Below are 22,564 nucleotides of genomic sequence, written 5' to 3'. Positions count from 1 at the left end.
GCACCGGCCTCGGGGCCCGGCGCGGCGGCTACCCTCGCAGTCGCGCAGCTCACAGCGGTCAGGGCCGATCGGCGGGAGCGGGACGGGTGTCGGACGAACTGGGACTCGCGGACACCAACGGCATCCTCGGGCAGCCCTGGGTCCGGCCCGAGCGCACCAGCACCGGACTCGGCTGGGACCGGCAGTACCTCTCCGTGCAGCGCGAGCGCCCCTACCGGCAGTCCTTCGACGCCGCCGGCACTCACCTGGTGATCCTGCACCTGGACGGTCCGGTGACCGTGCGCCGCGGCCGGGGGACGGCCAGCCGCGCGCGGCAGGTCCCGGCGGGCGGGCTGTTCATCCACCCGGCCGGCCGCGACCTCACCGTGGAGCTCGGCGGCGAATTGAGCACGGTGCACCTTTACCTGGCCGACACCGCCCTCCAGGACGCGGCGGGCGCGGACTCCCCGGTGGAGCTGGCCGAGGAGCTCGGCACCACCGACGGCCTGCTCGAGCAGGTGCTCCGCTCGATGGACGACGCCCTGCGGCACTGGGAGCCCACGGCGCGGACCTACGTCGACCAGCTCGGCGGCACCGCGGCCGCGCAGCTGGTCCGCCGGCACCGCACCGGCCGCGACGGCGCGGACGACGGCCCCGCCCGCGGCCTGGGCGCCCGCCAGTTCTCCACCGTGCGGGCGCTGATGGAGGCCCGGCTGGCCGAGCCGGTCGCGCTCGCCGACCTGGCCGCCGCGGCCGGGCTGAGCACCAGCCGGTTCAGCCGCCAGTTCAAGGCGCGCACCGGGGTGGCCCCGCACCGCTACCTGCTGGCGCTGCGCGTCGACGAGGCCGCCCGGATGCTGCGCACCGGCCGGGAGCCGATCGCCGAGGTCGCCGCCCGCTGCGGCTTCTCCCACCAGGAGCACCTCACCCGGGTGATGCGGGCCCAGCTGGGCACCACGCCCGGCGCGCTGCGCCGCACCGGCTGAGCGCCCGCGCGTTCCGTGCAGCCGGGACGGCACGGACGTGCAGGACACCGCCGCCGGCGCTGCCGACACTCGGTGCGACGTGACCGGCGACACAGGAGGCGCACCGATGGCCCAGCTCGAGACCGACGTCCTGGTGGTCGGCAGCGGACCCGCCGGCTCGGCGGCCGCGCTGGCCCTGGCGACCTACGGCGTCGACACCACCGTCATCACCAAGCACGGCCGGCTGGCCGACACCCCGCGGGCGCACATCACCAACCAGCGCACGATGGAGGTGCTGCGCGACCTCGGCGTCGAGGAGGAGGTGGCGGCCGAGGCCACGCCGCAGCACTTGATGGGCAACCTCGTGTACTGCACCTCCATCGCCGGGGAGGAGCTCGGCCGGCTGCACGCGTGGGGCACCCGGCCCGACCGGATGGCCGACTACTCCGCGGCCAGCCCGACGCGGATGTGCGACATGCCGCAGGACCTCATGGAGCCGCTGCTGGTGCACACCGCCCAGTCCCGCGGTGCCCGGATCCGCTTCGACACCGAGTTCGTCTCCCTCGAGCAGGACGACGACGGCGTGACGGTGCACGTCCGCGACCGGCTGCGCGGCGACGAGTACGACGTCCGCGCCCGCTACGTCGTCGGTGCCGACGGCGGCCGCAGCCAGGTGGCCGAGGCGGTCGGGCTGCCCCTGCGCGGGCAGATGGGCGTCGGCGGCAGCATCAACATCGTCTTCGAGGCCGACCTGTCGCACCTGGTCGCCGACCGCCCCTCGGTCCTCTACTGGGTGCTGCAGCCCGGTGCCGACGTCGGCGGCATCGGCGCGGGCCTGGTGCGGATGGTCCGGCCCTGGCACCGGTGGCTCATCGTCTGGGGCTACGACATCGACGGCCCGCCGCCGGACCTCACCGAGGAGTACGCGCTGGGGATCGTGCGCCGGCTCGTCGGCGACGACTCGGTGCCGGTGACGATCTCGTCGAGCTCGGCGTGGACGGTCAACCACCTCGCCGCGGAGCGCTACTCCGCCGGCCGGGTGTTCTGCGCCGGCGACGCCGTGCACCGGCACCCGCCGTCGAACGGGCTGGGCTCCAACACCTCCATCCAGGACGCCTACAATCTGGCGTGGAAGCTGGCGATGGTGCTCCGGAGGCAGGCCGGGCCGGGGCTGCTGGAGACCTACACGGCCGAGCGGGCGCCGGTGGGCCGGCAGGTGGTCGACCGGGCCAACCAGTCGATCGCCGACACCGCGCGGATCTTCGACGCGCTCGGCCTGCTCGACACCTCCGACCCCGGGCTGATGGTCGAGCACATGGCCGCCCGCAAGCAGGCGACGCCGGAGGCGGAGAAGCAGCGCGCGGCGCTGCGCGAGGCGATCGCGTTCAAGGACTACGAGTTCAACTGCCACGGGGTGGAGATGGACCAGCGCTACGCGTCGACGGCGGTGGTCCCCGACGGCACCCCGCCCGAGGAGCCGCTGCGCGACCCGGAGCTGTACTCGCACGCGTCCTCGCGGCCGGGCGCCAAGCTGCCGCACGCGTGGCTGACCGGGCCGCGGCGGCGGCAGGTCTCCACCCTCGACCTCGGCGGGCAGGGCCGGTTCACCGTCTTCACCGGGATCGGCGGGGAGGCCTGGGTGCGGGCCGCGGCCGCCGTGGGGGAGCGGCTCGGCGTCGAGGTGGCCGCCGTCGTCGTCGGGCCGGGGCAGGAGTACGACGACCTCTACGGCGACTGGGCGCGGGTGCGCGGCACCGACGACGGCGGGGTGCTGCTCGCCCGCCCCGACAACCACGTCGCCTTCCGGTCGGCCGGCCCCGTGCCCGACGCCGAGGCCGCGCTGGAGGCCGCCCTGCGCACCGTCCTGGACCGGGCCTCGTGACCGGCGGGGCGAGCGGGGAGCTGTTCAGCGAGGAGCGGTCGGCGGAGGTGGTGGCGGCCAGCTTCGCGCACACGCCGGACCCGCGACTGCGGCAGGTGGTGACGTCGCTGGTGCGCCACCTGCACGCCTTCGTCAAGGACGTGGAGCTCACCGAGGAGGAGTGGGCGGTCGGGATCGACTTCCTCACCCGCACCGGCCAGACGAGCTCCGACACCCGGCAGGAGTTCATCCTCCTCTCCGACGTCCTCGGGGTGTCGATGCTGGTGGAGACGATCAACCACCGCACCGGCGGCACCTCGACGGAGTCCACCGTGCTCGGGCCGTTCCACGTCGTGGACAGCCCGCCCCGGCAGCTCGGTGACGACATCGCCCTCGACGGCAAGGGCACCCCCTGCCTGGTCTCGGGGCGGGTCACCGGCCCCGACGGCGAACCGCTGGCGGGTGCGACCGTCGACGTCTGGCAGACCAACGAGGACGGCTTCTACGACGTGCAGCAGCCCGGCATCCAGCCGCCGGGCAACCTGCGCGGGCTGTTCACCACCGACGACGCGGGCCGGTTCTGGTTCCGCTCGGTGGTGCCGCGGTTCTACCCGATCCCCGACGACGGCCCGGTCGGGCAGCTGCTGGCCGCCACCGGCCGGCACCCCAACCGGCCGGCGCACCTGCACTTCATCGCGGCGGCGCCCGGTCACCGGCCGGTGACCACCCACGTGTTCGTCGCCGACTCCCCGTACCTGGACTCCGACGCCGTCTTCGGGGTCAAGGAGTCCCTGGTGCGCGAGGTGCCGGAGGTCGACGACCCGGCGCGGGCGGCGGAGGTGGGGCTGGCCAACCCGTTCCGCGCGCTCACCTTCGACCTGTCGCTGCTGCGCGAGGACCACCCGTGATCGGGCCGTTCACCTACACCGCGCTGCCGGTGCGGGTGGTGTTCGGCGCCGGCTCGCTGGCAGCGCTGCCCGCGGAGGTCGCCGCCCTCGGCCTGACCCGGGTGCTGGTGCTCTGCTCCCCGGAGCAGGAGGAGGCCGGGACCCGCGTCGCCGCCGCGCTCGGCGACCGCGCGGCCGGCGTGCTGGCCGAGGCGCGCGTGCACGTGCCGGTCGAGGTCGCGCACCGCGCCCGCGCCCGGGCCGTCGAGCTCGGCGCCGACGGGTGCGTGGCGGTCGGCGGCGGGTCGGCCGTGGGGCTGGGCAAGGCGATCGCCCTGGAGCACGGCCTGCCGGTGGTCGCCGTCCCCACCACGTACGCGGGCTCGGAGATGACGCCGATCTGGGGGCTGACCGAGGCGGGGGCCAAGCGCACCGGCCGCGACCCGCGGGTGCTGCCGCGGAGCGTCGTGTACGACCCCGAGCTCACCCTCACCCTGCCCGCGCAGCTGTCGGCGACCAGCGGGATCAACGCGGTGGCGCACGCCGTCGAGGGTCTCTACGCCCCCGACACGAACCCGGTGGTCTCCCTCATGGCGGAGGAGGGGGTGCGGGCACTGGCCGCCGCGCTGCCCGCCGTCGTCGCCGACGGCGGCGACCTCGACGCCCGCGGGGAGGCCCAGTACGGGGCGTGGCTGTGCGGCGCGGTGCTCGGCGCGACCACGACGGGGCTGCACCACAAGCTGTGCCACACCCTCGGCGGCACCCTCGACCTGCCGCACGCGCCGACCCACACCGTCGTCCTGCCGCACGCCCTCGCGTACAACGCGCCCGCCGTCCCGGGCGCGGTCGCCGCGCTGTCCCGTGCCCTCGGCGGCACGCCCGACCCAGCGCGGGAGCTCTGGGAGCTGGCCGGCCGGCTCGGCGCGCCCCGCTCCCTGCGCGAGCTGGGTGTGACCGAGGACGACGTCGACCGCGTCGCCGGCCTCGCGGTGGCCGCGCCGTACCCCAACCCCCGACCGGTCACCCGCGCCGGCGTCACCGCCCTGCTGCGCGCCGCCTGGGCCGGGGAGCCGCCCGCGTCGGCGCGCTGAGGGCGGACCGGCCCAGCGCGGGGCCGGCGGTGGCGCTGCGGCACGGCCGAGCGCCGTCTCTACGGTGGTCGGTGCCGGCGGGGGCCGGCGCCCGTCGTCAGGAGGACCGTGACCGCCAGCACCACCACCCCGTCGCTCCGCCGGGCACGCACCGCCGTGGCCACCGCCTTCGTCGTCAACGGGTTCGCCTTCGCGTCGTGGATCTCGCGGGTGCCGGCCGCCCGCGACACCCTCGACCTGTCCGCCGCCCAGCTCGGCCTGCTGCTGCTGTGCCTCGCGGTCGGCTCCGCGGTCGCGCTGCCGGCCACCGGGCCGGTCGTGCACCGCCTCGGCCCCGCGCGCACCGTGCTGGTCGGCGCGACCGTCACCACGACCGGCCAGCTCCTGCTCGCCGCCGGTCTCGGGACCGCCTCGGTGCCGCTGGCGGCGGCAGGGCTGGCGCTCACCGGCGCCGGCGTGGGCGGCTGGGACGTCGCGATGAACATCGAGGGCGCCGCGGTCGAGCAGCGGCTCGGCCGGGCGCTCATGCCGCGGCTGCACGCCGGGTTCAGCCTCGGCACGGTCGCCGGCGCGCTGCTCGGTGCCGCGGCGGCGGCGCTGGCGCTCCCGCTGCCGGTGCACCTCCTGGTCGTGGCGGGCGCGTCCTTCGCCGCGATCGCCGTCGCCGTCCGCTCGTTCCTGGCCGCCGACCCCGAGGAGGAGGCCGCGCGGTCGGAGGGGTCCGGCATCGGGCGGGCCTGGCGGGAGCCCCGGACGCTGCTGGTCGGCGCGCTCACCCTCGCCTTCGCCTTCACCGAGGGCAGCGCCAACGACTGGCTGGCCGTCGCGCTGGTCGACGGGCAGGGCGTCTCGGAGGCCACCGCCGCGGTCGGGTTCGCCTGCTTCGTCACCGCGATGACCGCCGTCCGGGTGCTGGGCGGCTCGCTGCTGGCCCGGTGGGGCCGAGTGACCACCCTGCGGGCGGGCGGCGCGACCGCCGTCGTCGGCCTCCTGCTGTTCGTCGCCGCGCCGACGCTGCCGCTGGCCGTCGCGGGGGCGGTGCTCTGGGGCGCCGGCGCCGCGCTCGGCTTCCCCGTCGGCATGAGCGCCGCCGCCGACGACCCGGTGCGGGCGGCGGTGCGAGTGTCGGTGGTCAGCTCGATCGCCTACACCGCGTTCCTCGCCGGCCCGCCGCTGATCGGCCTGGTCGCGGAGGCCACCGGCGTGGTCGACGCCCTGCTCGTCGTGGTCGTCGTCCTGGCCGCCGGACTGCTGGCGGCCGGCGCCACCCGGCCGCTGGAGGCTCAGCCGGCGGAGAGCTCCGCGACGTAGCGGTCGGTCACCGGGACGGCGATGCCGTGCCGCCGCGCCGCCCGGACGACCGCGCCGCCGATCGCGTCGAGCTCCGTCGGCCGGCCGGCCTCGGCGTCGCGCTGCATCGACGAGCGCATCGCGGCCGGGACGCCGTCGAAGAAGGTCACCACCTGCTCGGCGTCGGTCGGCGCACCCTCGGCGCCGGCCACCGCCGCCACCTCGGCGACCAGGGCGAGGAGGTCGTCGCGGCGCTGCTCCCGCACCTCGCCGGCCGTGGCCCGCGCCGACGTGGTGAGCAGCGCGAACGGTGCGAGGAAGGCGAGCTTGCCCCACAGCACGGCCGCCGCGTCGTCGCCCACCCGGACGGCGACCCCCGCGCGCCCGAGCAGGTCGGCCAGGTCCCGCACCCGGTCCCCGAGCACCCCCTCGGCGACCAGGTCGACGGTGACGAACGGGCTCCCGTGCCGGACGACACCGGGCGCCGTGCGCGTGCTCTCCACGCGGATCGCGGCCGGGACGACGCCGGCCGCCGGGTAGCGCCGCCGCAGCTCCCCGACGTGCTCGACGCCGTTGAGGAACGGCACCAGCAGCGCCCCGCCGAGGACGTCGGCCGGCACGCGCTCCAGCGCCGCGTCGAGCTGGGTGGCCTTGACGCACACGAGACAGACGTCGACCGGCCCGGCCAGCCGCTCGGCGGCGTCCACCCGCGCCGTGGAGTCGCCGAGCTGGGCGCTCTCCAGGCGGATGCCGTCGCGGCGCAGGACCGCCACCGAGTCCGCACCCGCCAGGCAGGTGACCTCCGCACCCACCCGCGCCAGCAGGACCGCCAGCAGCCCGCCGACACCACCCGGTCCGAGCACCGCCACCCGCGTCGTCATGTCGGTCATGCAAGCACCCGCCCGCCGGTCTGCGGCGTGCCCGATCCCGGCACCGTGGCTCACTCCTCGCCGGTCGGTCCGCTGACCTGCGGTTTCTGTCGTACCCCGGTCGTAGGTTCGGCTCGTGGAGCAGATCGGGGAGGACGCGCCGCCGTGCGACGGCGGTCTCCTCGGCCTGCTCGTCGCCGAGCGGCCCGAGCTGCGCCGGCTGCCGGTCGGGCTGCTCACCCGGGAGCAGAAGGCCGCCGAGCTGGAGCACGTCGCCGGGCTCAAGGCCCGGCTGGCCGCCTACGAGGCCGAGCTGGTTCTCGGGCTGGCCGACGACAGCCCCGACGACCTCGACCCGCCGCCCGGCACCCCAGGGGCGAGGCGGGGAGCGTGGGCGCCGGACCCCGAGCTGCCGGGTGTCTCGGAGTTCTTCACCGCCGAGCTGGCGGTGGTGCTCAACTGCGGCCGCCGCTCGGCCTCGATCCTGGCGCAGCGGGCGTGGGTGTACCGCGAGAGCCTGCCCGCCACGTGGGCCGCGCTCGCCGAGGGCGTGCTGGACGAGGCGCGGGCCAAGGTGCTCGTCGACGTGCTGCAGCACACCGACCCGATCGTGGCCCGCGAGGTGGAGGCCCGGCTGATCGGGCAGGCGGCCGGCTGGACCACGCACACCCTGCGCAAGCGCGCCGTCGCCGCCCTGCTGGCCGTGGACGCCGACGCCGTCGATGCCCGGCGCAAGGACGCCGAGCGGCAGGCCGACGTCCGTGTCTACCCCTCCCCGCGGGAGGGGATGAGCACGCTGGCCGCCGACCTGCCGGCCCCCGTGGCGGCGGCCTGTTTCGACCTGGTCGACCAACTGGCCGTGCTCCTGAAGAAGGAGGGCGACGACCGTCGCATCGGGCAGCTGCGTGCGGCGGTGCTGGCGGATCTGATCCAGCGGCCGTGGGACGTCTCCCGTCCGCCGGTGACGGCGCACCTGCAGTTGATCGCCACGCTGGGTGCGCTGCGCGGGGAGTCGGCCGAGGCGGGCGAGGTGAACGGCCTGCCGATCACCCTCGGGCAGCTGCGCGAGCTGCTCGCCCAGCTCGACGGCTTGGGGCTGCGCACGCCCGAGGGCGGGTCGGTGACGCTGGCGCTCACCGAGGACGACGGCACCCTGCGGGCGACGACGACGCTCGACCAGCTCCGCCGGATCGCCAGCCGCGGCTGCGCGGAGCACCCGCCGTTGGAGAGCGACTGCGGGTGCGGGGTGCTGGACCGGCCGGCCCCGGTCGATCGGCACGACCCGAGTGCGGCGCAGCAGACCTTCGTGCACACCCGCGACCGCACCTGCCGCTTCCCCGGCTGCGGCCAACGGGTGGGGTGGGCGGACGCCGACCACGTCGTCCCGCACGCGCACGGCGGCGCCACGGACTGCGGCAACCTCGCTAGTGGCAAAGGCACCCGCCGAGCCGCCCTCGGCTCGTCGCGAGGGCATCGAGGGACTCACAGGCGAAGTGCCACCGTCGTCGGGTCTGAGCGTCACCACATCGGGCCACAGGCCGACATTGGTCAGGCGCGCAACGTTGCCTACTGGTTGGACCTGCCCGCTAGATTTGGCGGGTGACCAGCTTGGACGACGGCCTGGTGGAGATTGACTCCGACGAAACGAATTTGGATACCGAATTCGTGGACCGGGAGCATCCCCGCTTTATAAGTCTTGAGCTCACCAACTTCTTGTCCTACAAGCAGGCGAAGTTGGAGTTCGGCGAGTTCATCGCGCTAGTCGGGCCGAACGCTAGCGGCAAATCGAACTTGGTAGCAGCGATCAAGCTGCTCAGGGAAATCCCAACCTACGGACTACAGACTGCGATTGCGCGCCGAGGTGGGTTCGATCAGCTCCGACATCGGAGCGCCGGTCGACCTTACGACCCGGCTATCCGGCTCACCTTCGCCATGGGCGAAAATCCGGCGTCTACCTATGAGCTTCGCCTTGGCGCGGTCAAAGGTCAGCGGTACAAAGTCAAGAAGGAGTCCGCAGATGTGTACTGGCGCGGACGTCGGTTCACCCTAGACAGTGACGGCTCAAAGGTCGTCTGGACTGATGCCCGTCAGAACGGCGCCAACCGTCGCCGTGCTGAGTTCGTTGTTGCGCCCGGGCAAAGCGCCATCTCGACGGGGGGTCTGGGCGGGTACGTCGTTTATGACGCGCTCCAGATGATGCAAACGGTGGAGGTCAACCCCGCAAAGGTGGCAGATCTTCAGGAGCCCTCGTCGACGCGCGAGTTTGATTCGGACGGATCAAATGTCACCAGCATCTACGAGAACCTCGACGCCGCCACAAAGCGAGAACTGGTTGACGAGCTCGCCGCGATCGTGCCGGGCATTGAGAGCATCGAGGTGGCGCGCCTGGCCGATCGTCAGACGCTTCGCTTCCGCCAGCGTACGGAGAGTGGCATCCGGGAGTTCTATGCGAAGCAAATGTCCGACGGGACTCTCCGTGCGCTCGCAATCCTCCTCGCTGCTCTGCAGCGGAGTCGTCCGGGCTTGCTGGTCATCGAGGAGCCGGAGGTTGCTATTCACCTGGGTGCGCTTCGCACCTTGGTTGAACTTCTTCAGGTGCAGTCTGAGCAGTCACAAATACTGATCACAACCCACAGCGCAGATATCGTCGACGCGCTCCCAATCGATTCTATCCGCATCGTGTGGAGCCAGAGCGACGCCTCCCACGTTGCTCCAATTTCGGAACATTCGAAGGAGCCTGTCCGCCTAGGGCTTATCACTCCAGGTCAACTCCTTCGGTCCGACTCATTGGATCCCGCAATCTAATGGTGGCGGATCCTCAATCCCCTCACGTCGGTCTTGTCGTCGAAGGGGCAGGTGACCGCAACGCGCTGCCAGTACTCCTTCGCGCCTACCTCTACAGCCAAGGCGAGTATCGGGACGTGCTCGGCAAACCGGTTCCGTGTCACGGTCGAGACAAAGCCATCGTGCCGAACGGCATCGAGGGTTATACGGCCGTCGCTGGGGTCCGCCCTGGATGCGTAGGGGTTCTCGTGGTTCTCGATGGGGAAGGCGACTGTGTCGCTGAGCGTGGACCTGAGTTGCTTGAGCGCGCCGTGAAGAATGTCGCGGTACCTGTCCGGGTAGCCCTGGCAGACTGCGATTTTGAAGATTGGCTGTATTCGTCGGCTGAGAGCCTTGAACTGGGAGGTCTGGAGTATCAGTCGGGCAAGCGGGGCGTGTCGGAGATCAAGCGCGCCCTCCGTCCTCGCGCCTACACCAAACCGGTCTGGCAGCCACGGCTAGCGGCTCGCATGGATGTTGACGTCGCCCGGGCTCGCTCAGCGAGCCTCGCTCGCATGCTCGAAAGATTCGATGAATTGCGTGCCGCGCTGCCGTAGGCGGCGCGGCACTTCACTTGAAGTAGCAACATAACTCGGCTCGTCTTCTGGCCCGTTCCGGCGGCGGCTCCGCAGGACCGTGCCCCTGCCGCGCGCGACCACGGCCAAGAGCTCCGGGACTGGCGGAGTGGGTGAGCGGTGCCCTTGGTCGTGGGCGGGTGTGGCTCATGCTCGTGCCGGAGGGGTCGCCGTTCGCCGCCTGGCTTGACAACGCTGGTGGGGCTTGTTGATGCTGCGCGGGCTTGCGGATCAACGGTGCGCGTAACCCACGCTGCGCGACCGGGGTAGGGCCCCAATCCCCGTGAGCCTCGTGCTGAGTGTGTGGGCGGCAGGCTGCTGATGCCGAAGCAGTAGATGACGCGAGGGCGTAGCCGCCGGGGCCGATCAGTCGCTGATCGGTTGCTCCGGAGGCCTTCGTGGTTGCCCCATCCCTGTCTGCGTCCAGTCCTGCGGGCTGGTTCGTCACGCTCTATCCCGGTGCTGGCGAAGCCGGGGGCTCGTTCCGCTACTCGGTGCCGGTGCAGCGGTATGCCGGTGGCGGTGACCCGGACCGGTCGCGCAAGGAAGCAGCGAGGCGGGCGGCGCGGATGGTGCGCCGGTACTGCGCGCACAACCGGCTCAACCGGCTGGGCACCCTGACCTACCGCGGCGCGGGCTGTCACGACCCGTTCCAGCTTCGACGCGACGTGGCGCAGTTCTTTCGGACGCTGCGAGACCTGCTCGGCGGGCAGGCGTTCGCCTACGTGTGGGTGCCGGAATGGCACACGACCGACCACGGGCAGCACGTGCACTTCGCCGTTGGGCGCTTCATCGCCCGCCGGTCGATCGAGCGAGCCTGGGGCCACGGGTTTGTGCACATCAAGCTGCTCGGTCACCTGCCGTCCGGCTCGACGCCGCGGGACGAGGCTCGGGTGGCCGCGCGCTACCTGTCGAAGTACGTGCACAAGGCGTTCGATGCCCGGCGGGTGCCGGGGCTGCACCGCTACGAGGTGGCCCAGGGCTTCCAACCGGAGCGGGTGCGGCTGTCTGGCCGCAGCGTCGAGGACGTCATGGCCCAGGCCGCCGAGGCTATGGGCGCCGAACCGGTCGAAGTGTGGACCTCGGACGAGGCGATCGGCTGGGAAGGCCCGCCCGCGGTGTGGGCGATGTGGTCATGAGCCCCGAGGAGCTGGCCGCGCGCGTGGCGGCTTCCTGCGAGGCCTCGGGCGTGCCGCTGCATGTCGAGGACGTGGCCGCCGTGTCTCGGGTCGTCGCGCTGCTGGGGGCGCCGGCGGATCGGTCGCGCGCGCTCGCCCGGAGGGCGAAGCGCGTGGCCGGCCGGCGGGGTTCAGAGGAGCCAGGTCACCTGCACGCGATCGGGGTCGAGGGCCCGGGCTCCACGGACACCGGGACCGATGGTGACGTGAGCGATCAACGTACGCAGGATGGCGGCCTGCCGGGAGAGGTTGAGCCCGGCCCACTGCTCGCGCAACACCTCACCGGTACCCAGGCCGGTGAGGGTGTCGGTCCGGGTCAGCTTGGCCAGCCGCTTCTCCAACGCTGCTGGACCTGCGCCGGTAGGACGCGTGCCGCGGCCACGCCACGGCCGCCGTGGTTCCCCGGGCCGGGGCGGGGGCAGGACAGCGCCATGACCCACACCGCTGCGGAGAACCGCTACGAGACCATGACCTACCGCCGCACCGGGCGCAGCGGCCTGGACCTGCCGGTGATCAGCCTCGGGCTGTGGCACAACTTCGGTGACGACGTGCCGATGGAGCGCCAGCGCGCCGTCCTGCGGCGGGCCTTCGACCTGGGGATCACCCACTTCGACCTGGCCAACAACTACGGCCCGCCCTACGGCTCGGCCGAGACCAACTTCGGCCGCCACCTGCGCGACGACTTCCGCCCCTACCGCGACGAGCTGGTGCTCTCGACCAAGGCCGGGTGGGACATGTGGCCCGGTCCCTACGGCCAGGGCGGCGGCTCGCGCAAGTACGTGCTGGCCAGCCTCGACCAGTCGCTGCGCCGGATGGGCCTGGACTACGTCGACGTCTTCTACTCCCACCGGCCCGACCCGACGACGCCGCTCGAGGAGACGATGGGCGCGCTCGACACCGCCGTCCGGTCGGGCAGGGCCCTGTACGCCGGCATCTCGTCGTACTCGCCGCAGGACACCGCCCGGGCCGCCGCGATCCTGGCCGACCTCGGCACGCCGCTGCTCATCCACCAGCCCAGCTACTCGATGCTCAACCGCTGGATCGAGACGGAGGGCCTGCTCGACACCCTCGCCGAGGTCGGTGCCGGCTGCATCGCGTTCTCCCCGCTGGCGCAGGGGATGCTCACCGACAAGTACCTCGGCGGCGTGCCCGAGGGCTCGCGCGCCAGCCAGGGCAAGTCGCTGTCGACCGACCTGCTCACCGACGAGGCGCTCGAGCGGGTGCGGGCCCTGAACGACATCGCGCAGGAGCGCGGGCAGTCGCTCGCCCAGATGGCGCTGGCCTGGGCGCTGCGCGACCGGCGGGTGACCAGCGTGCTCATCGGCGCCAGCAGCGTGACCCAGCTCGAGCAGAACGTGGCCGCGCTCGACCGGCTGGACTTCTCCGACGACGAGCTGGCCCGCATCGACCGGCACGCCGTCGACGCCGGCATCGACCTCTGGCAGGGGGCGCGCACCGCCTGAGCGCGCAGCGGCCGCCGTCCCCGCGAGGGACGGCGGCCGGTTGCGGGCGGGTCAGCGGCCCCGACGGCGGGCCAGGACGGCGAGGCCCACGAGCAGCGCCGCCGCGGCCAGCACGCCGGCCGGACCGCTGCTGCGCAGGGTCCCGGCCGGGTGCAGCCGTGCGTGCCGGGTGCCGACCAGCGCGGAGCCCGCGGCCGAGTCGACGTCGGCACCGAGCGAGAGCACCCGCCCGGCCGGCCCGTCGAGGCGCGCCGTGAGGCCGTGGTCGGCCAGGGTGTCGGCCACCCGGGCCAGCTCGGCCCGGCCCGGTGACCCCTGGGTCGCCGCGCCGCCGGCCACCCGCACCGCGGCGAACAGCCGCCGGACGTCCGGGGAGGTCACCTCGATCTGCGACCCCGAGGCCTGCACCCGCACGGGGACGCCGTCGACCTCGACGGACAGGTCGGCGGTGACCTCGAGGGCGCGCTCGCCCTCCGGCGTCATCCCCGGCTGGCGTTCTCGGCGGTGGTGATGCGCAGCGTGCCGTTGAGCTTCCAGGTGGCCCGCGGCGCCTGCGGGCCGGTCTCGCGCGGCACCTCGACGGTCATGTCGACGAACTCGTAGTTGATCGCCGCGCCCTTCCCCGTCAGGTAGGACCACATCTCCTTACCGAGGTCGGCGAAGCTGGTCGTCTCGTGCGACTTGATGTCGCGCTGCCCGGTGGCGGCGTCGCGGGTGGTCGTGTCGGGAACGGTCACGGGGTCTCCTCGATCTCGGTGGTGTGCGACTCGGCGGCGCACTACCCCCGGTCCCGGTGCCGCACACGGCAGGTCGCAGCCGGTCGTGCACCGGCTGCGACCAGGGCGGTCAGGGCCCGGTGACGACGACGCGGTTGCCGTCGGGGTCGGCCAGCCGCAGGAGACGGGCCCCTCCGCCGGGCTCCGGCCCGTCGTGCGCGGTGCCGGCGGCGCTCAGGCCGGCGGCGACGGCGTCCAGGTCGTCGACGGCGAGCACCACCGTGGAGTGGCCGCCGCGCTCCGGCTCCCGCCACACCTGCACGCCGGCGGAGTCGGTGAGGCGCCACTCGAGCAGGCCCTCCATCGGCCGGTTGTCGGGGCCGCGGCCGAACAGCGCGGTGTACCAGCGCTCGGCGCGGTCGAGGTCGGCGACGGTGGCCTGGGCCAGCACGCGGGTGACGGTCATGGTCTGCTCCTCCTCCTCGGGGTCGTCCGCAGGGCAGACCGCCCGGCGGCCGCGGACTCGTCGCGCGGGAGCCCGGGGACCGGGGTAGGACACGGGCATGCAACTGCAGGACGCCGTCGTCGTCGTCACCGGGGCCGGCAGCGGGATCGGTGCCGCGCTCGCCCGCCGCGCCGCCGCCGAGGGGGCCGCCGCCGTCGTGGTGAGCGACCGCGACGGCACGGCGGCCGAGCGGGTGGCCGCCGAGGTGGGCGGCACCGCCGACACCACCGACGTCACCGACGAGGCCGCGGTCGCCGCGCTGGTGGAGCGGACGCTGGCCGCCCACGGCCGGGTCGACCTGTTCTGCTGCAACGCGGGCGTCTTCTCCGGCGAGGGGCTGGAGGCGCCGACGGCCGTGTGGGAGCAGGTGTTCGCGGTCAACGTGCTCGCGCACGTGTACGCCGCGCGCGCGGTGCTGCCGTCGATGCTCGAGCGGGGCTCGGGCCACCTGCTCACCGTCGCCTCGGCCGCGGGGCTGCTCACCACGCCCGGCGACGCGCCCTACAGCGTGACCAAGCACGGCGCGGTGGCGCTGGCCGAGTGGCTGGCGGTCACCTACGGCGACCGCGGCATCGGCGTCAGCGTCGTGTGCCCGCTCGGGGTGGCCACCCCGCTGCTGATGGACCCGCTGGAGCAGGGCCGGTCGGCGGCCGCCGTCGTCGCGGCCTCCGGGCGGGTGATCACGCCCGAGGACGTCGCGCAGGCGGTGGTCGAGGGGCTCGCCGAGGACCGCTTCCTCATCCTCCCGCACCCGGAGGTGGCCACCTACTGGGCGCAGAAGGCCGCCGACCCGGAGCGGTGGCTGGCCGGCGTCCGCCGCCTGGTGCGCTCGACGACCGCTTAGGGCCGGCGGGACTGGTCGAGGGCCCCGGTCAGCCGGCCGTCGGGGTCCAGCCGGCGCAGGAGGGCGTCGGCGATGCCGGCGAGCTGGGTGACCTGCTCGGGGCTGAGCGCGTCGACGACGTGCTCGCGGACCGTGGCGACGTGGCCGGGCGCGGTCGCGCGCACCGTCGCCCAGCCGGCCTCGGTCAGCCGGGCGTTGGTGGCGCGGCCGTCGGAGGGGCACGGCGCCCGCTCGACCAGCCCGCGCTCCTCGAGCCGGCGGACCACGTGGGACAGCCGGGGGAGCGTGGCGTTGGTGCGGGTGGCCAGGTCGGTCATCCGCAGCACCCGGTGCGGCGCCTCGGAGAGCATGGCGAGCACGTGGTAGTCGAAGTGGGTCAGCTGCGCGTCGCGGCGCAGCTGGCCGTCGAGGACGCCGGGCAGCAGCTCGACGACGGCGACCAGCCGCCGCCACGCCGCCATCTCGTCCTCGCTGAGCCACCGGGGTTCCACGAGCCCATCGTCCCACCCGGGTACTTGTAGCTTCAACCTCTGTGGGCTACGGTGTCACTTGTAGGTACAAGTGATCTGGAGGCCGGCATGACCCTCACCCTCGGCGTGGACCCGCTGTCCTCCCCGGCGCCCGCGACGGTGCGCACCCGGGTGACCGTCCCGCTGCGGTTCGCCGACGGGTACGCCACGACCGCCGAGGTGTTCACCTTCGCCGGCCTGGCCGACGGCCGGGAGCACCTGGCCCTCGGGCTGGGGGACTGGCGCGGCGCGGTGGACCGCGCCGCGGCCGGCGGCGAGGCGCCGCTGGTGCGCCCGCACAGCGAGTGCCTGACCGGCGACGTGCTCGGCAGCGAGCGCTGCGACTGCGGGCCGCAGCTGCGCGAGGCGGCCGAGCGGATCACCGCGGCCGGCGGCGTGCTGCTCTACCTGCGCCAGGAGGGCCGGGGGATCGGCCTGTACGCCAAGCTCGACGCCTACGCCCTGCAGGACGCGGGCCTGGACACCTACCAGGCCAACCTGGCGCTCGGCCGCGGCGAGGACGAGCGCGACTACACCGCCGCCGCCCAGATGCTGACCGCGCTCGGCGCCGACCGGGTGCGGCTGCTGTCCAACAACCCCCACAAGGCCGTCCAGCTCGAGCTGCTCGGCGTCGCGGTGGCCGAGCGCGTGCCCACCGGCGTCCACCTGTCGGCCGCCAACGCCCGCTACCTGACCGTCAAGCGCGACCACACCGCCCACACCCTCGCCCTGCCGCTGGCCGGCTGACCCCGGGAGACCCCGTGCACACCACCGCCGCCGCCGACGCCCGCATCGACCCCCGCCACCCGTTCGCCGCGCACCTGCGGCACGTCGCCGACCTCGGGCCGCACCGGTCCTGGACGCCGGACGACGGCCCGCTGCCCGCCCTCTACCTCTCCCACGGCGCCCCGCCGCTGTTCGAGGACACGCCGTGGATGCGGCAGCTGGCCGGCTGGGCCCGCGCCCTGTCCCGGCCGCGGGCGGTGCTCATCGTCAGCGCGCACTGGGAGTCGGACTCGCTCGGCATCACCAGCACCGCGCCCACCGAGCTGGTCTACGACTTCGGCGGCTTCGACCCGATGTACCACGGGATGCGCTACGACACCCCGGAGGCCTCCGGCCTGGCCCGGCAGCTGCTGGCCGTGCTGCCGGAGACCGCGCACGTGCACGAGCACCGCAACCGCGGCCTCGACCACGGCGCCTGGGTGCCGCTGAAGGTCATGTACCCGGAGGCCGACGTCCCGGTGCTGCAGCTGAGCCTGCCCACCCACGACACCGCCACCCTCCTCGCCCTCGGCGAGCGGCTGCGGCCGCTGCGGGAGCAGGGCGTGCTGGTCGTCGGGTCGGGCTTCATGACCCACGGGCTGCCCTACCTGACGCGGGAGATGGTCGGCGGCGCCGTCCCCGACTGGTCGGCGGACTTCGACGCCTGGGCGGCCGACGCGCTCGGCCGCGGCGACGTCGAGGAGCTGTCCCGCTTCCGGGTGCGGGCCCCGGGACTGCGCTACGCGCACCCCACGGTGGAGCACTTCACCCCGCTGTTCGTCACCCTGGGCGCGGCGACCGACCCGACCGCCGGCGTCACCACCACGGTCGACGGCTTCTTCATCGGCCTGGCCAGGCGCTCCTTCCAGGTGGCCTGAGGCCGGTCACCGCTCGCGGGGGTAGGGCGGCACGCTGTCGGCGACGACGGCGCCCCGCTCGCCCAGCGGGCGCTCCGGTCCGACGGTCGAGTCCCGCGCCGTCTGGCGCTCGGCCTCGGCGTTGACCGCCGCGCCGAGGAACACCAGGAAGACGGTCACCCACAGCCAGAACATGCTGATCGCCACGCCGGCCAGCGACCCGTAGGTGGACTCGTAGCTGCCCAGGCTCGAGACGTAGGCGAAGAAGCCGAGGGTGGTCAGCAGCCAGAGGGCCGTGGCGGCCACCGAGCCGGGGGTGATCCACCGCCAGCGGGCCCGCTTGCGGTCGGGCCCGAGGCGGTAGAGGACGGCGAGCACCCCCGACATGAGCGCCGCGGCCGCGACCCAGGCCAGCGCGGGGACGGCGGCCCGCACCGCGCCGGGAGCGCCGCCGACGGCACGCGGGACGAGCCCGGCCACGGTGAGCACGGCGGCGAGCAGGACCGCGCCGCCGAGCACGAGGGCGAGCGCGAGCGCGCTGCGCCGGAGGAACCCGCGGGTCTCCTCCTCGTGGTAGGCCAGCGTCAGCCCGTCGACCAGGTAGGTCATCGCGGTCGTGGCGGTGTAGAGCGCGGCGGCCAGGCCGGTGAGGCCGCGGAAGGTGAGCACCTGCCCGGAGGCGGTGGTCACCGTGACGAGCTGGTCGGCGACCACCGACCGCAGGTCCTCGGGCAGCATCCCGGCCACGTCCGACAGCTGCCGGAGCGCGTCCTCCGGGGTGTTCACCGCGCCGTAGACCGACACCGCGGTGACCAGCACCGGCGCGACGGACAGGACGGCGAAGAACGCCACGCCCGCCGCCTGCACCATGAGCCGGTCGCTGAGCACGTGGGGCACGACGCGGCGCAGGACGCGGCCCCAGTCCCGCAGCGGCAGCAGGTGCGGGGAGGCGGCCTCGCTGGCCGCGTGGCCGTGGGCCCGTGCGCGCGCCATGGGTCATCCCACCGCCGCCGGTCACCGGCCGCAACGCCGGACCCCGTCGTCCCGCCCGGCCGCGGCTGGGGGAGGCTGGCCCCTCGTGAGCCCCCTCGCCAGTGACGTCCTCCTCCCCGACGGGCTGACGCCGTGGGTGCTCGCGTTCGTGCTCGTCGCGGCGCTGGCCGCCGGCTGGGTGGACGCCGTGGTCGGGGGTGGCGGACTGCTGCAGCTGCCCGCGCTGCTGCTGGTCCCGGGCCTGGCCCCGGTGCAGGCGCTGGCCACGAACAAGCTCGCCTCGGTGTTCGGCACCACGACCAGCGCGGTCACCTACCAGCGGCGGGTGCACCCCGACCTGCGCACCGCCCTGCCGATGGCCGCCGTCGCCCTGGCCGCGTCCTTCGGCGGCGCCTCGGTGGCCGCGCTGCTGCCGGCGGCGGTGTTCAAGCCGGTGATCGTGGTCGCCCTGGTCGGCATCGCGCTGTTCACCGCGTTCCGCCCCGCCCTCGGCGAGGTCACGGCACTGCGGCACACCGGCCGCCGCCACCACGGCACCGCGCTCGCCGTCGGCGGGGTCATCGGGTTCTACGACGGCGTCCTCGGGCCCGGCACCGGCTCCTTCCTGGTCTTCTCCCTCGTCGCCCTGCTCGGCTACGACTTCCTCTCCGCCAGCGCCAAGGCGAAGATCGTCAACGTCGCCACCAACCTCGGCGCGCTGCTGTTCTTCGTGCCGCACGGCTCGGTCGTCTGGGGCCTGGGCCTGCTGCTGGCCGTGGCCAACACCCTCGGCGGCTACCTGGGCTCGCGCACCGCCACCAGCCGCGGCACCGGCTTCGTCCGCGGGGTCTTCCTCGTCGTGGTCACCGCGCTGATCGCCCGGCTGGGCTGGGACGTGTGGACGGAGAACGTCCGGCCGCTGCTGGGCTGACCCGGGTCAGGTGCCGCGCAGCTCGCGCCGGAGGATCTTCCCGGTCACCGTCTTGGGCAGCTCGTCGCGCAGCTCGACGCTGCGCGGGTACTTGTAGGCGGCCATCCGCTCCCGGCAGTGCGCGATGAGCTCCTCGGGCGTGGCGCTGGCCCCGGGCTTGAGGCTGACGAACGCCTTGACCGTCTCGCCGCGCTTCTCGTCCGGGACGCCGACGACCGCGGACTCCCGGACGGCGGGGTGCTCGGCGAGCACGTCCTCGACCTCGCGCGGCCACACCTTGTAACCCGACGCGTTGATCATGTCCTTCTTGCGGTCGACGATGAACACCCAGCCCTGCGGGTCCATGAACCCCACGTCGCCGCTCCTCAGCGCCCCGCCCGGGAGGTTGGCCGCCGTCTCCTCGGGCTTGCCCCAGTACCCGGCCACCACCTGCGGGCCCTCGGCGACGATCTCGCCGACCTCGCCCAGCGGGAGATCCTGCCCGTCGTCGCCCTGGATGCGGACGATCGTGTTCGGCGCGGGCACGCCCACCGACAGGGCGCCGGAGGTGGGGTCCACCGGCGATGGCGAGCCGAACGGCGTCACCGTCATCGGCGAGGTCGTCTCGGTGAGCCCGTAGGCGTTGTGCACCTGCTTGCCGGTGGCCGCGAGGAACGCCTTCTCGGCGGTCGGGGAGATGGCCGCGCCGCCGGAGTAGACCGAGGTGAAGGAGTCGAAGTGCTCCCTGCGGAAGCCGGGGGCGTTGAGCAGCCCGCTGAACGCGGTGATCGCGCCGATGGTGAACGCCGGCCGGTGCTCCAGGAAGGCGTCGAGCACCACCTGCGGCTCGAACCGGTAGGCGAGCACCAGCGGCGCGGGCACCAGCATGCTCACCGCGACGTGCCCGATCAGGCCGGTGATGTGGAACAGCGGGGCGATGCCGAAGATCGCGCCGTCCCGGCCGGCGTGCACCCAGTCCCGGTAGACCTGCGCGGTGAAGCAGACGTTGCGGTGGGTGTTCATCGCCCCCTTGGGCACGCCGGTGGTCCCCGACGTGTAGGTCAGGAAGGCGACGTCGTCCGGCCCGAAGGTCACCGGAGGCGGGGTCCGCCCGCGGTGGGCCTCGACGAACTCGAGCAGGTCGGTGGTGCCCTCGTGCCGCGTCCGGGTGACGCCGGCGAACAGCCGCGGGTCGTCGCGGGTCTGCAGGTCCAGCCCGCTGGTGGTGAGCACCAGCCGGACGTCGGTGCCGGGCACGACGTCCCGGGCGACCTCGTCGTAGAGGGTGTCCAGGCACAGCAGCACCGTCGCGCCGGAGTCGGCGAGCAGGTAGGACAGCTCCCGCGCCCGGCTCATCGGGTTGATCGACACCATGACGCCGCCGGCCTTCCAGGTGGCGACCATGGCCATGACGAACTGCGGCACGTTCTGCAGGTAGACCGCCAGCCGGTCCCCGGGCCGGAAGCCCGACTCCAGCAGGCCGGCGGCCAGCGCGTCGGTCGCCGCGTCGAGGTCGCGGCGGACGACGGTGCCGTCGAAGTAGCGCAGCGCGTCGCCGTCGGGGTCGCGCCGCACCCCGGCGCGGAACATCGCCAGCGCGTCGTCGAACTCGATCGCGTAGTCGGCCGGCTGGTCGCCGTAGCGGGCCAGCCAGGGTCGTTCGTCGTAGACGCTCACGGCCGCGCTCCCGGGACGAGTACCGGCAGGAGGGGAGTGGTCACCGGGCACCTCCGGACGACGACGATCGGCTCCCCCGACCCTGCCGCGCTGTGGTCCCGACCACAAGGTCGTGCGACGCTGCCCGCGACCGGCAGCCGCACCGGGGGAGGACCCGCCATGAGCAGCCCGACGTCCGAGTCCGTCTTCACCTACGGAGCACCGCAGCTGAAGTTCGGCAGCGGCGCCTCCGACGAGATCGGCTACGACCTGAGCCGGTTCGGCGTCCGGCGGGTCCTCGTGGTGACCGACCCGGGGGTGGCGGCCACCGGGCTGCCGCAGCGGGTGGCCGACCAGATGTCCCGCTTCGACATCGAGGCGCACGTCTACGACGGTGCGCAGGTCGAGCCCACCGACGCCAGCCTGGCCGCGGCGGTCGAGGAGGCCCGCGCGTCGGGGCCGTGGGACGCCTTCGTCGCCGTCGGCGGCGGGTCGAGCATCGACACCGCCAAGGCCGTCGACCTGCTCACCACCAACCCCGGCGAGCTCATGGACTACGTCAACGTGCCGGTGGGCAAGGGGCGGGCGCCGGAGCACCAGCTCAAGCCGCTGGTCGCCGTGCCGACGACGACCGGCACCGGCTCGGAGAGCACCACCATCTGCGTGCTCGACGTGCTCGCGCAGAAGGTGAAGTCCGGCATCAGCCACCCGTGGCTGCGGCCGACCCTCGCCGTCATCGACCCCGAGCTGACGCTCACCCAGCCGGCCGGCGTCACCGCGGCCTCGGGCATGGACATCCTCTGCCACGCGCTGGAGAGCTACACCGCCCGCTGGTACACCACCTACGACCGCAAGGCCCCGGAGCAGCGGGTGCCCTACTGCGGGTCCAACCCGATCTCGGACATGTGGTCGGAGAAGGCGCTCACGCTGCTCGCCGGGTCGTTCCGGCGCGCGGTGCGCCACGGCGACGACCGGCAGGCCCGCGCGGACATGGCGATGGCGGCCACCTTCGCCGGCATGGGCTTCGGCAACGCCGGCGTGCACGTGCCGCACGCCAACGCCTACCCGATCGCCGGGCAGGTGCGCGACTTCCACCCCAAGGACTACCCGGCCGACCACGCGATGGTGCCGCACGGGATGTCGGTGGCGCTGACCGCGCCGGAGGCCTTCCGGTTCACCTTCGAGGCCGCGCCCGAGCGGCACCTGCGCGCCGCCGCGCTGCTCGCGCCCAACGCCGGCAGCCCGGACGACGCCGCGGAGTTCCTGCCCACGGTGCTGACCGACCTCATGCGCGACATCGACATCCCCAACGGCATCGGCGCGGTCGGGTTCGGCGAGGGCGACGTGCCGGCGCTGGTCGAGGGCGCGATGAAGCAGCAGCGGCTGCTGGCCACCTGCCCGCGCGACGTCACCGAGGACGACCTGGCGGGGGTGTTCACCCGCTCGATCGAGCTCTGGTGACCGCGCGGTGTCGACCTGCTGCTGCCTCCTGGGGCGGGAGACCGCAGCAGGTCGACACCCGGCGGTCAGCCGCGGCGCGCCGCGAGCTCGGGGAGTTGACCGCCTGGCCGTAGGAGCGGTGGGCCATCTCCAGCGGGATCTGCCGTCGCCGGGCGCATCGTCGGCCGGCGTGTGGACCTCGGCGCTGTTCGTCGGCCAGTTCGTCTGCCCGCTCGTCGTCCTCGCGCCGACCGGTGCCCTCGGCGGCCTGGGCGCTGCCCTGGCGCTGCTCGGCGCGGTCGTCGTCGTGGCGGTCGGCGTCGGGTTGACCCGGCCGGTGGCGGTGGCCGCGGCGCACTGACCGGCGGGTCCTGTCGGACCCCGCGGCGACACTGATCGGGCTGGTCCC

The 22,564-nt window shown here is 74.0% G+C and carries 23 protein-coding genes; 15 read left to right on the top strand and 8 right to left on the bottom strand.

The genetic code is table 11. The features are described from left to right. Positions 1 to 86: 86 nt before the first annotated feature. The 5 genes from BLQ97_RS13045 to BLQ97_RS13025 all read left to right on the top strand — a co-directional run bounded on the left by BLQ97_RS13045 (position 87) and on the right by BLQ97_RS13025 (position 6,094). On the top strand, positions 87 to 965 hold the full coding sequence (locus tag BLQ97_RS13045; RefSeq protein ID WP_091366280.1) for a helix-turn-helix domain-containing protein: 879 nt from the start codon (positions 87 to 89) through the stop codon (positions 963 to 965). A 106-nt stretch (positions 966 to 1,071) separates the two neighbouring features. Continuing rightward, complete coding sequence (locus BLQ97_RS13040) at positions 1,072 to 2,826, top strand: FAD-dependent oxidoreductase (RefSeq protein WP_091366278.1); 1,755 nt, start codon at positions 1,072 to 1,074, stop codon at positions 2,824 to 2,826. Continuing rightward, positions 2,823 to 3,713 carry an intradiol ring-cleavage dioxygenase gene (locus tag BLQ97_RS13035; protein ID WP_217637174.1) on the top strand — a complete coding sequence of 297 codons (891 nt, stop codon included), beginning with the start codon at positions 2,823 to 2,825 and terminating at the stop codon, positions 3,711 to 3,713. Before BLQ97_RS13040 ends, BLQ97_RS13035 begins: the two co-directional genes overlap by 4 nt. Then, on the top strand, positions 3,710 to 4,783 hold the full coding sequence (locus BLQ97_RS13030; protein WP_091366276.1) for a maleylacetate reductase: 1,074 nt from the start codon (positions 3,710 to 3,712) through the stop codon (positions 4,781 to 4,783). The genes BLQ97_RS13035 and BLQ97_RS13030 overlap by 4 nt, the downstream gene beginning before the upstream one ends. Before the next feature lie 108 nt (positions 4,784 to 4,891). Continuing rightward, entirely contained in the window at positions 4,892 to 6,094 is a 1,203-nt protein-coding gene (locus tag BLQ97_RS13025) for an MFS transporter (protein ID WP_091366274.1), read from the top strand. On the opposite strand, the gene BLQ97_RS13020 is transcribed toward BLQ97_RS13025, so the two are convergent. Beyond that, positions 6,067 to 6,954, bottom strand: a complete 888-nt coding sequence (locus BLQ97_RS13020) for a ketopantoate reductase family protein (protein WP_245692140.1) — start codon at positions 6,952 to 6,954, stop codon at positions 6,067 to 6,069. The genes BLQ97_RS13025 and BLQ97_RS13020 overlap by 28 nt on opposite strands. 124 nt (positions 6,955 to 7,078) lie before the next feature. Here BLQ97_RS13020 and BLQ97_RS13015 point away from each other — a divergent pair, with 124 nt between their 5' ends. From BLQ97_RS13015 to BLQ97_RS13005, 3 genes are all read left to right on the top strand, one after another. Beyond that, complete coding sequence (locus BLQ97_RS13015) at positions 7,079 to 8,545, top strand: HNH endonuclease signature motif containing protein (RefSeq protein ID WP_091366271.1); 1,467 nt, start codon at positions 7,079 to 7,081, stop codon at positions 8,543 to 8,545. Then, positions 8,542 to 9,747, top strand: a complete 1,206-nt coding sequence (locus BLQ97_RS13010; RefSeq protein ID WP_175471720.1) for an AAA family ATPase — start codon at positions 8,542 to 8,544, stop codon at positions 9,745 to 9,747. Before BLQ97_RS13015 ends, BLQ97_RS13010 begins: the two co-directional genes overlap by 4 nt. Positions 9,748 to 10,738: 991 nt before the next feature. Next, a complete protein-coding gene (locus BLQ97_RS13005) occupies positions 10,739 to 11,479 on the top strand; it encodes a rolling circle replication-associated protein (protein ID WP_217637173.1) in 741 nt (246 codons plus the stop codon). A gap of 170 nt (positions 11,480 to 11,649) precedes the next feature. On the opposite strand, the gene BLQ97_RS13000 is transcribed toward BLQ97_RS13005, so the two are convergent. Beyond that, positions 11,650 to 11,859, bottom strand: a complete 210-nt coding sequence (locus BLQ97_RS13000; RefSeq protein WP_091366268.1) for a hypothetical protein — start codon at positions 11,857 to 11,859, stop codon at positions 11,650 to 11,652. A 90-nt stretch (positions 11,860 to 11,949) separates the two neighbouring features. On the opposite strand from BLQ97_RS13000, the gene mgrA reads away from it, so the two are divergent. Next, positions 11,950 to 12,981 carry an L-glyceraldehyde 3-phosphate reductase gene (gene mgrA, locus BLQ97_RS12995; RefSeq protein WP_091366266.1) on the top strand — a complete coding sequence of 344 codons (1,032 nt, stop codon included), beginning with the start codon at positions 11,950 to 11,952 and terminating at the stop codon, positions 12,979 to 12,981. Between the two features lie 51 nt (positions 12,982 to 13,032). On the opposite strand, the gene BLQ97_RS12990 is transcribed toward mgrA, so the two are convergent. The 3 genes from BLQ97_RS12990 to BLQ97_RS12980 form a co-directional block, all read right to left on the bottom strand. Continuing rightward, complete coding sequence (locus BLQ97_RS12990) at positions 13,033 to 13,464, bottom strand: hypothetical protein (protein ID WP_091366265.1); 432 nt, start codon at positions 13,462 to 13,464, stop codon at positions 13,033 to 13,035. After that, positions 13,461 to 13,718, bottom strand: a complete 258-nt coding sequence (locus tag BLQ97_RS12985; RefSeq protein WP_169064642.1) for a hypothetical protein — start codon at positions 13,716 to 13,718, stop codon at positions 13,461 to 13,463. Before BLQ97_RS12985 ends, BLQ97_RS12990 begins: the two co-directional genes overlap by 4 nt. A gap of 109 nt (positions 13,719 to 13,827) precedes the next feature. Beyond that, positions 13,828 to 14,163, bottom strand: coding sequence for a VOC family protein (locus tag BLQ97_RS12980; RefSeq protein WP_091366262.1), 336 nt, complete (start codon positions 14,161 to 14,163; stop codon positions 13,828 to 13,830). 97 nt (positions 14,164 to 14,260) lie between these two features. Between BLQ97_RS12980 and BLQ97_RS12975 the strand changes: the two genes are divergently transcribed. After that, positions 14,261 to 15,046 (top strand): SDR family oxidoreductase, encoded by a 786-nt coding sequence (locus tag BLQ97_RS12975; protein ID WP_091366260.1) that lies wholly within the window; start codon positions 14,261 to 14,263, stop codon positions 15,044 to 15,046. Here BLQ97_RS12975 and BLQ97_RS12970 read toward each other — a convergent pair. Beyond that, positions 15,043 to 15,537 carry a MarR family winged helix-turn-helix transcriptional regulator gene (locus BLQ97_RS12970; protein ID WP_217637172.1) on the bottom strand — a complete coding sequence of 165 codons (495 nt, stop codon included), beginning with the start codon at positions 15,535 to 15,537 and terminating at the stop codon, positions 15,043 to 15,045. The genes BLQ97_RS12975 and BLQ97_RS12970 overlap by 4 nt on opposite strands. An 87-nt stretch (positions 15,538 to 15,624) precedes the next feature. On the opposite strand from BLQ97_RS12970, the gene BLQ97_RS12965 reads away from it, so the two are divergent. After that, a complete protein-coding gene (locus tag BLQ97_RS12965) occupies positions 15,625 to 16,302 on the top strand; it encodes a GTP cyclohydrolase II (protein ID WP_091366259.1) in 678 nt (225 codons plus the stop codon). Positions 16,303 to 16,316: 14 nt separating this feature from the next. Further along, positions 16,317 to 17,198 carry a dioxygenase family protein gene (locus BLQ97_RS12960; RefSeq protein ID WP_091366258.1) on the top strand — a complete coding sequence of 294 codons (882 nt, stop codon included), beginning with the start codon at positions 16,317 to 16,319 and terminating at the stop codon, positions 17,196 to 17,198. Positions 17,199 to 17,204: 6 nt separating this feature from the next. Here the strand turns inward: BLQ97_RS12960 and BLQ97_RS12955 are convergent, their stop codons facing one another. Then, entirely contained in the window at positions 17,205 to 18,170 is a 966-nt protein-coding gene (locus tag BLQ97_RS12955) for a YihY/virulence factor BrkB family protein (protein ID WP_091366257.1), read from the bottom strand. 85 nt (positions 18,171 to 18,255) lie between these two features. On the opposite strand from BLQ97_RS12955, the gene BLQ97_RS12950 reads away from it, so the two are divergent. Next, complete coding sequence (locus BLQ97_RS12950) at positions 18,256 to 19,080, top strand: sulfite exporter TauE/SafE family protein (RefSeq protein WP_245692138.1); 825 nt, start codon at positions 18,256 to 18,258, stop codon at positions 19,078 to 19,080. A gap of 6 nt (positions 19,081 to 19,086) precedes the next feature. On the opposite strand, the gene BLQ97_RS12945 is transcribed toward BLQ97_RS12950, so the two are convergent. Continuing rightward, a complete protein-coding gene (locus BLQ97_RS12945) occupies positions 19,087 to 20,736 on the bottom strand; it encodes an AMP-binding protein (RefSeq protein ID WP_091366255.1) in 1,650 nt (549 codons plus the stop codon). Positions 20,737 to 20,895: 159 nt separating this feature from the next. On the opposite strand from BLQ97_RS12945, the gene BLQ97_RS12940 reads away from it, so the two are divergent. Both BLQ97_RS12940 and BLQ97_RS12935 read left to right on the top strand, forming a co-directional pair. Next, positions 20,896 to 22,176, top strand: a complete 1,281-nt coding sequence (locus tag BLQ97_RS12940; RefSeq protein ID WP_091366254.1) for a hydroxyacid-oxoacid transhydrogenase — start codon at positions 20,896 to 20,898, stop codon at positions 22,174 to 22,176. Positions 22,177 to 22,345: 169 nt separating this feature from the next. Further along, positions 22,346 to 22,516, top strand: a complete 171-nt coding sequence (locus BLQ97_RS12935; protein ID WP_175471719.1) for a hypothetical protein — start codon at positions 22,346 to 22,348, stop codon at positions 22,514 to 22,516. Positions 22,517 to 22,564: the final 48 nt, after the last annotated feature.

Source organism: Geodermatophilus telluris (assembly GCF_900102745.1).
Classification (GTDB): Bacteria; Actinomycetota; Actinomycetes; order Mycobacteriales; family Geodermatophilaceae; genus Geodermatophilus; species Geodermatophilus telluris.
This window is presented reverse-complemented; position numbering and strand designations above follow the sequence as displayed.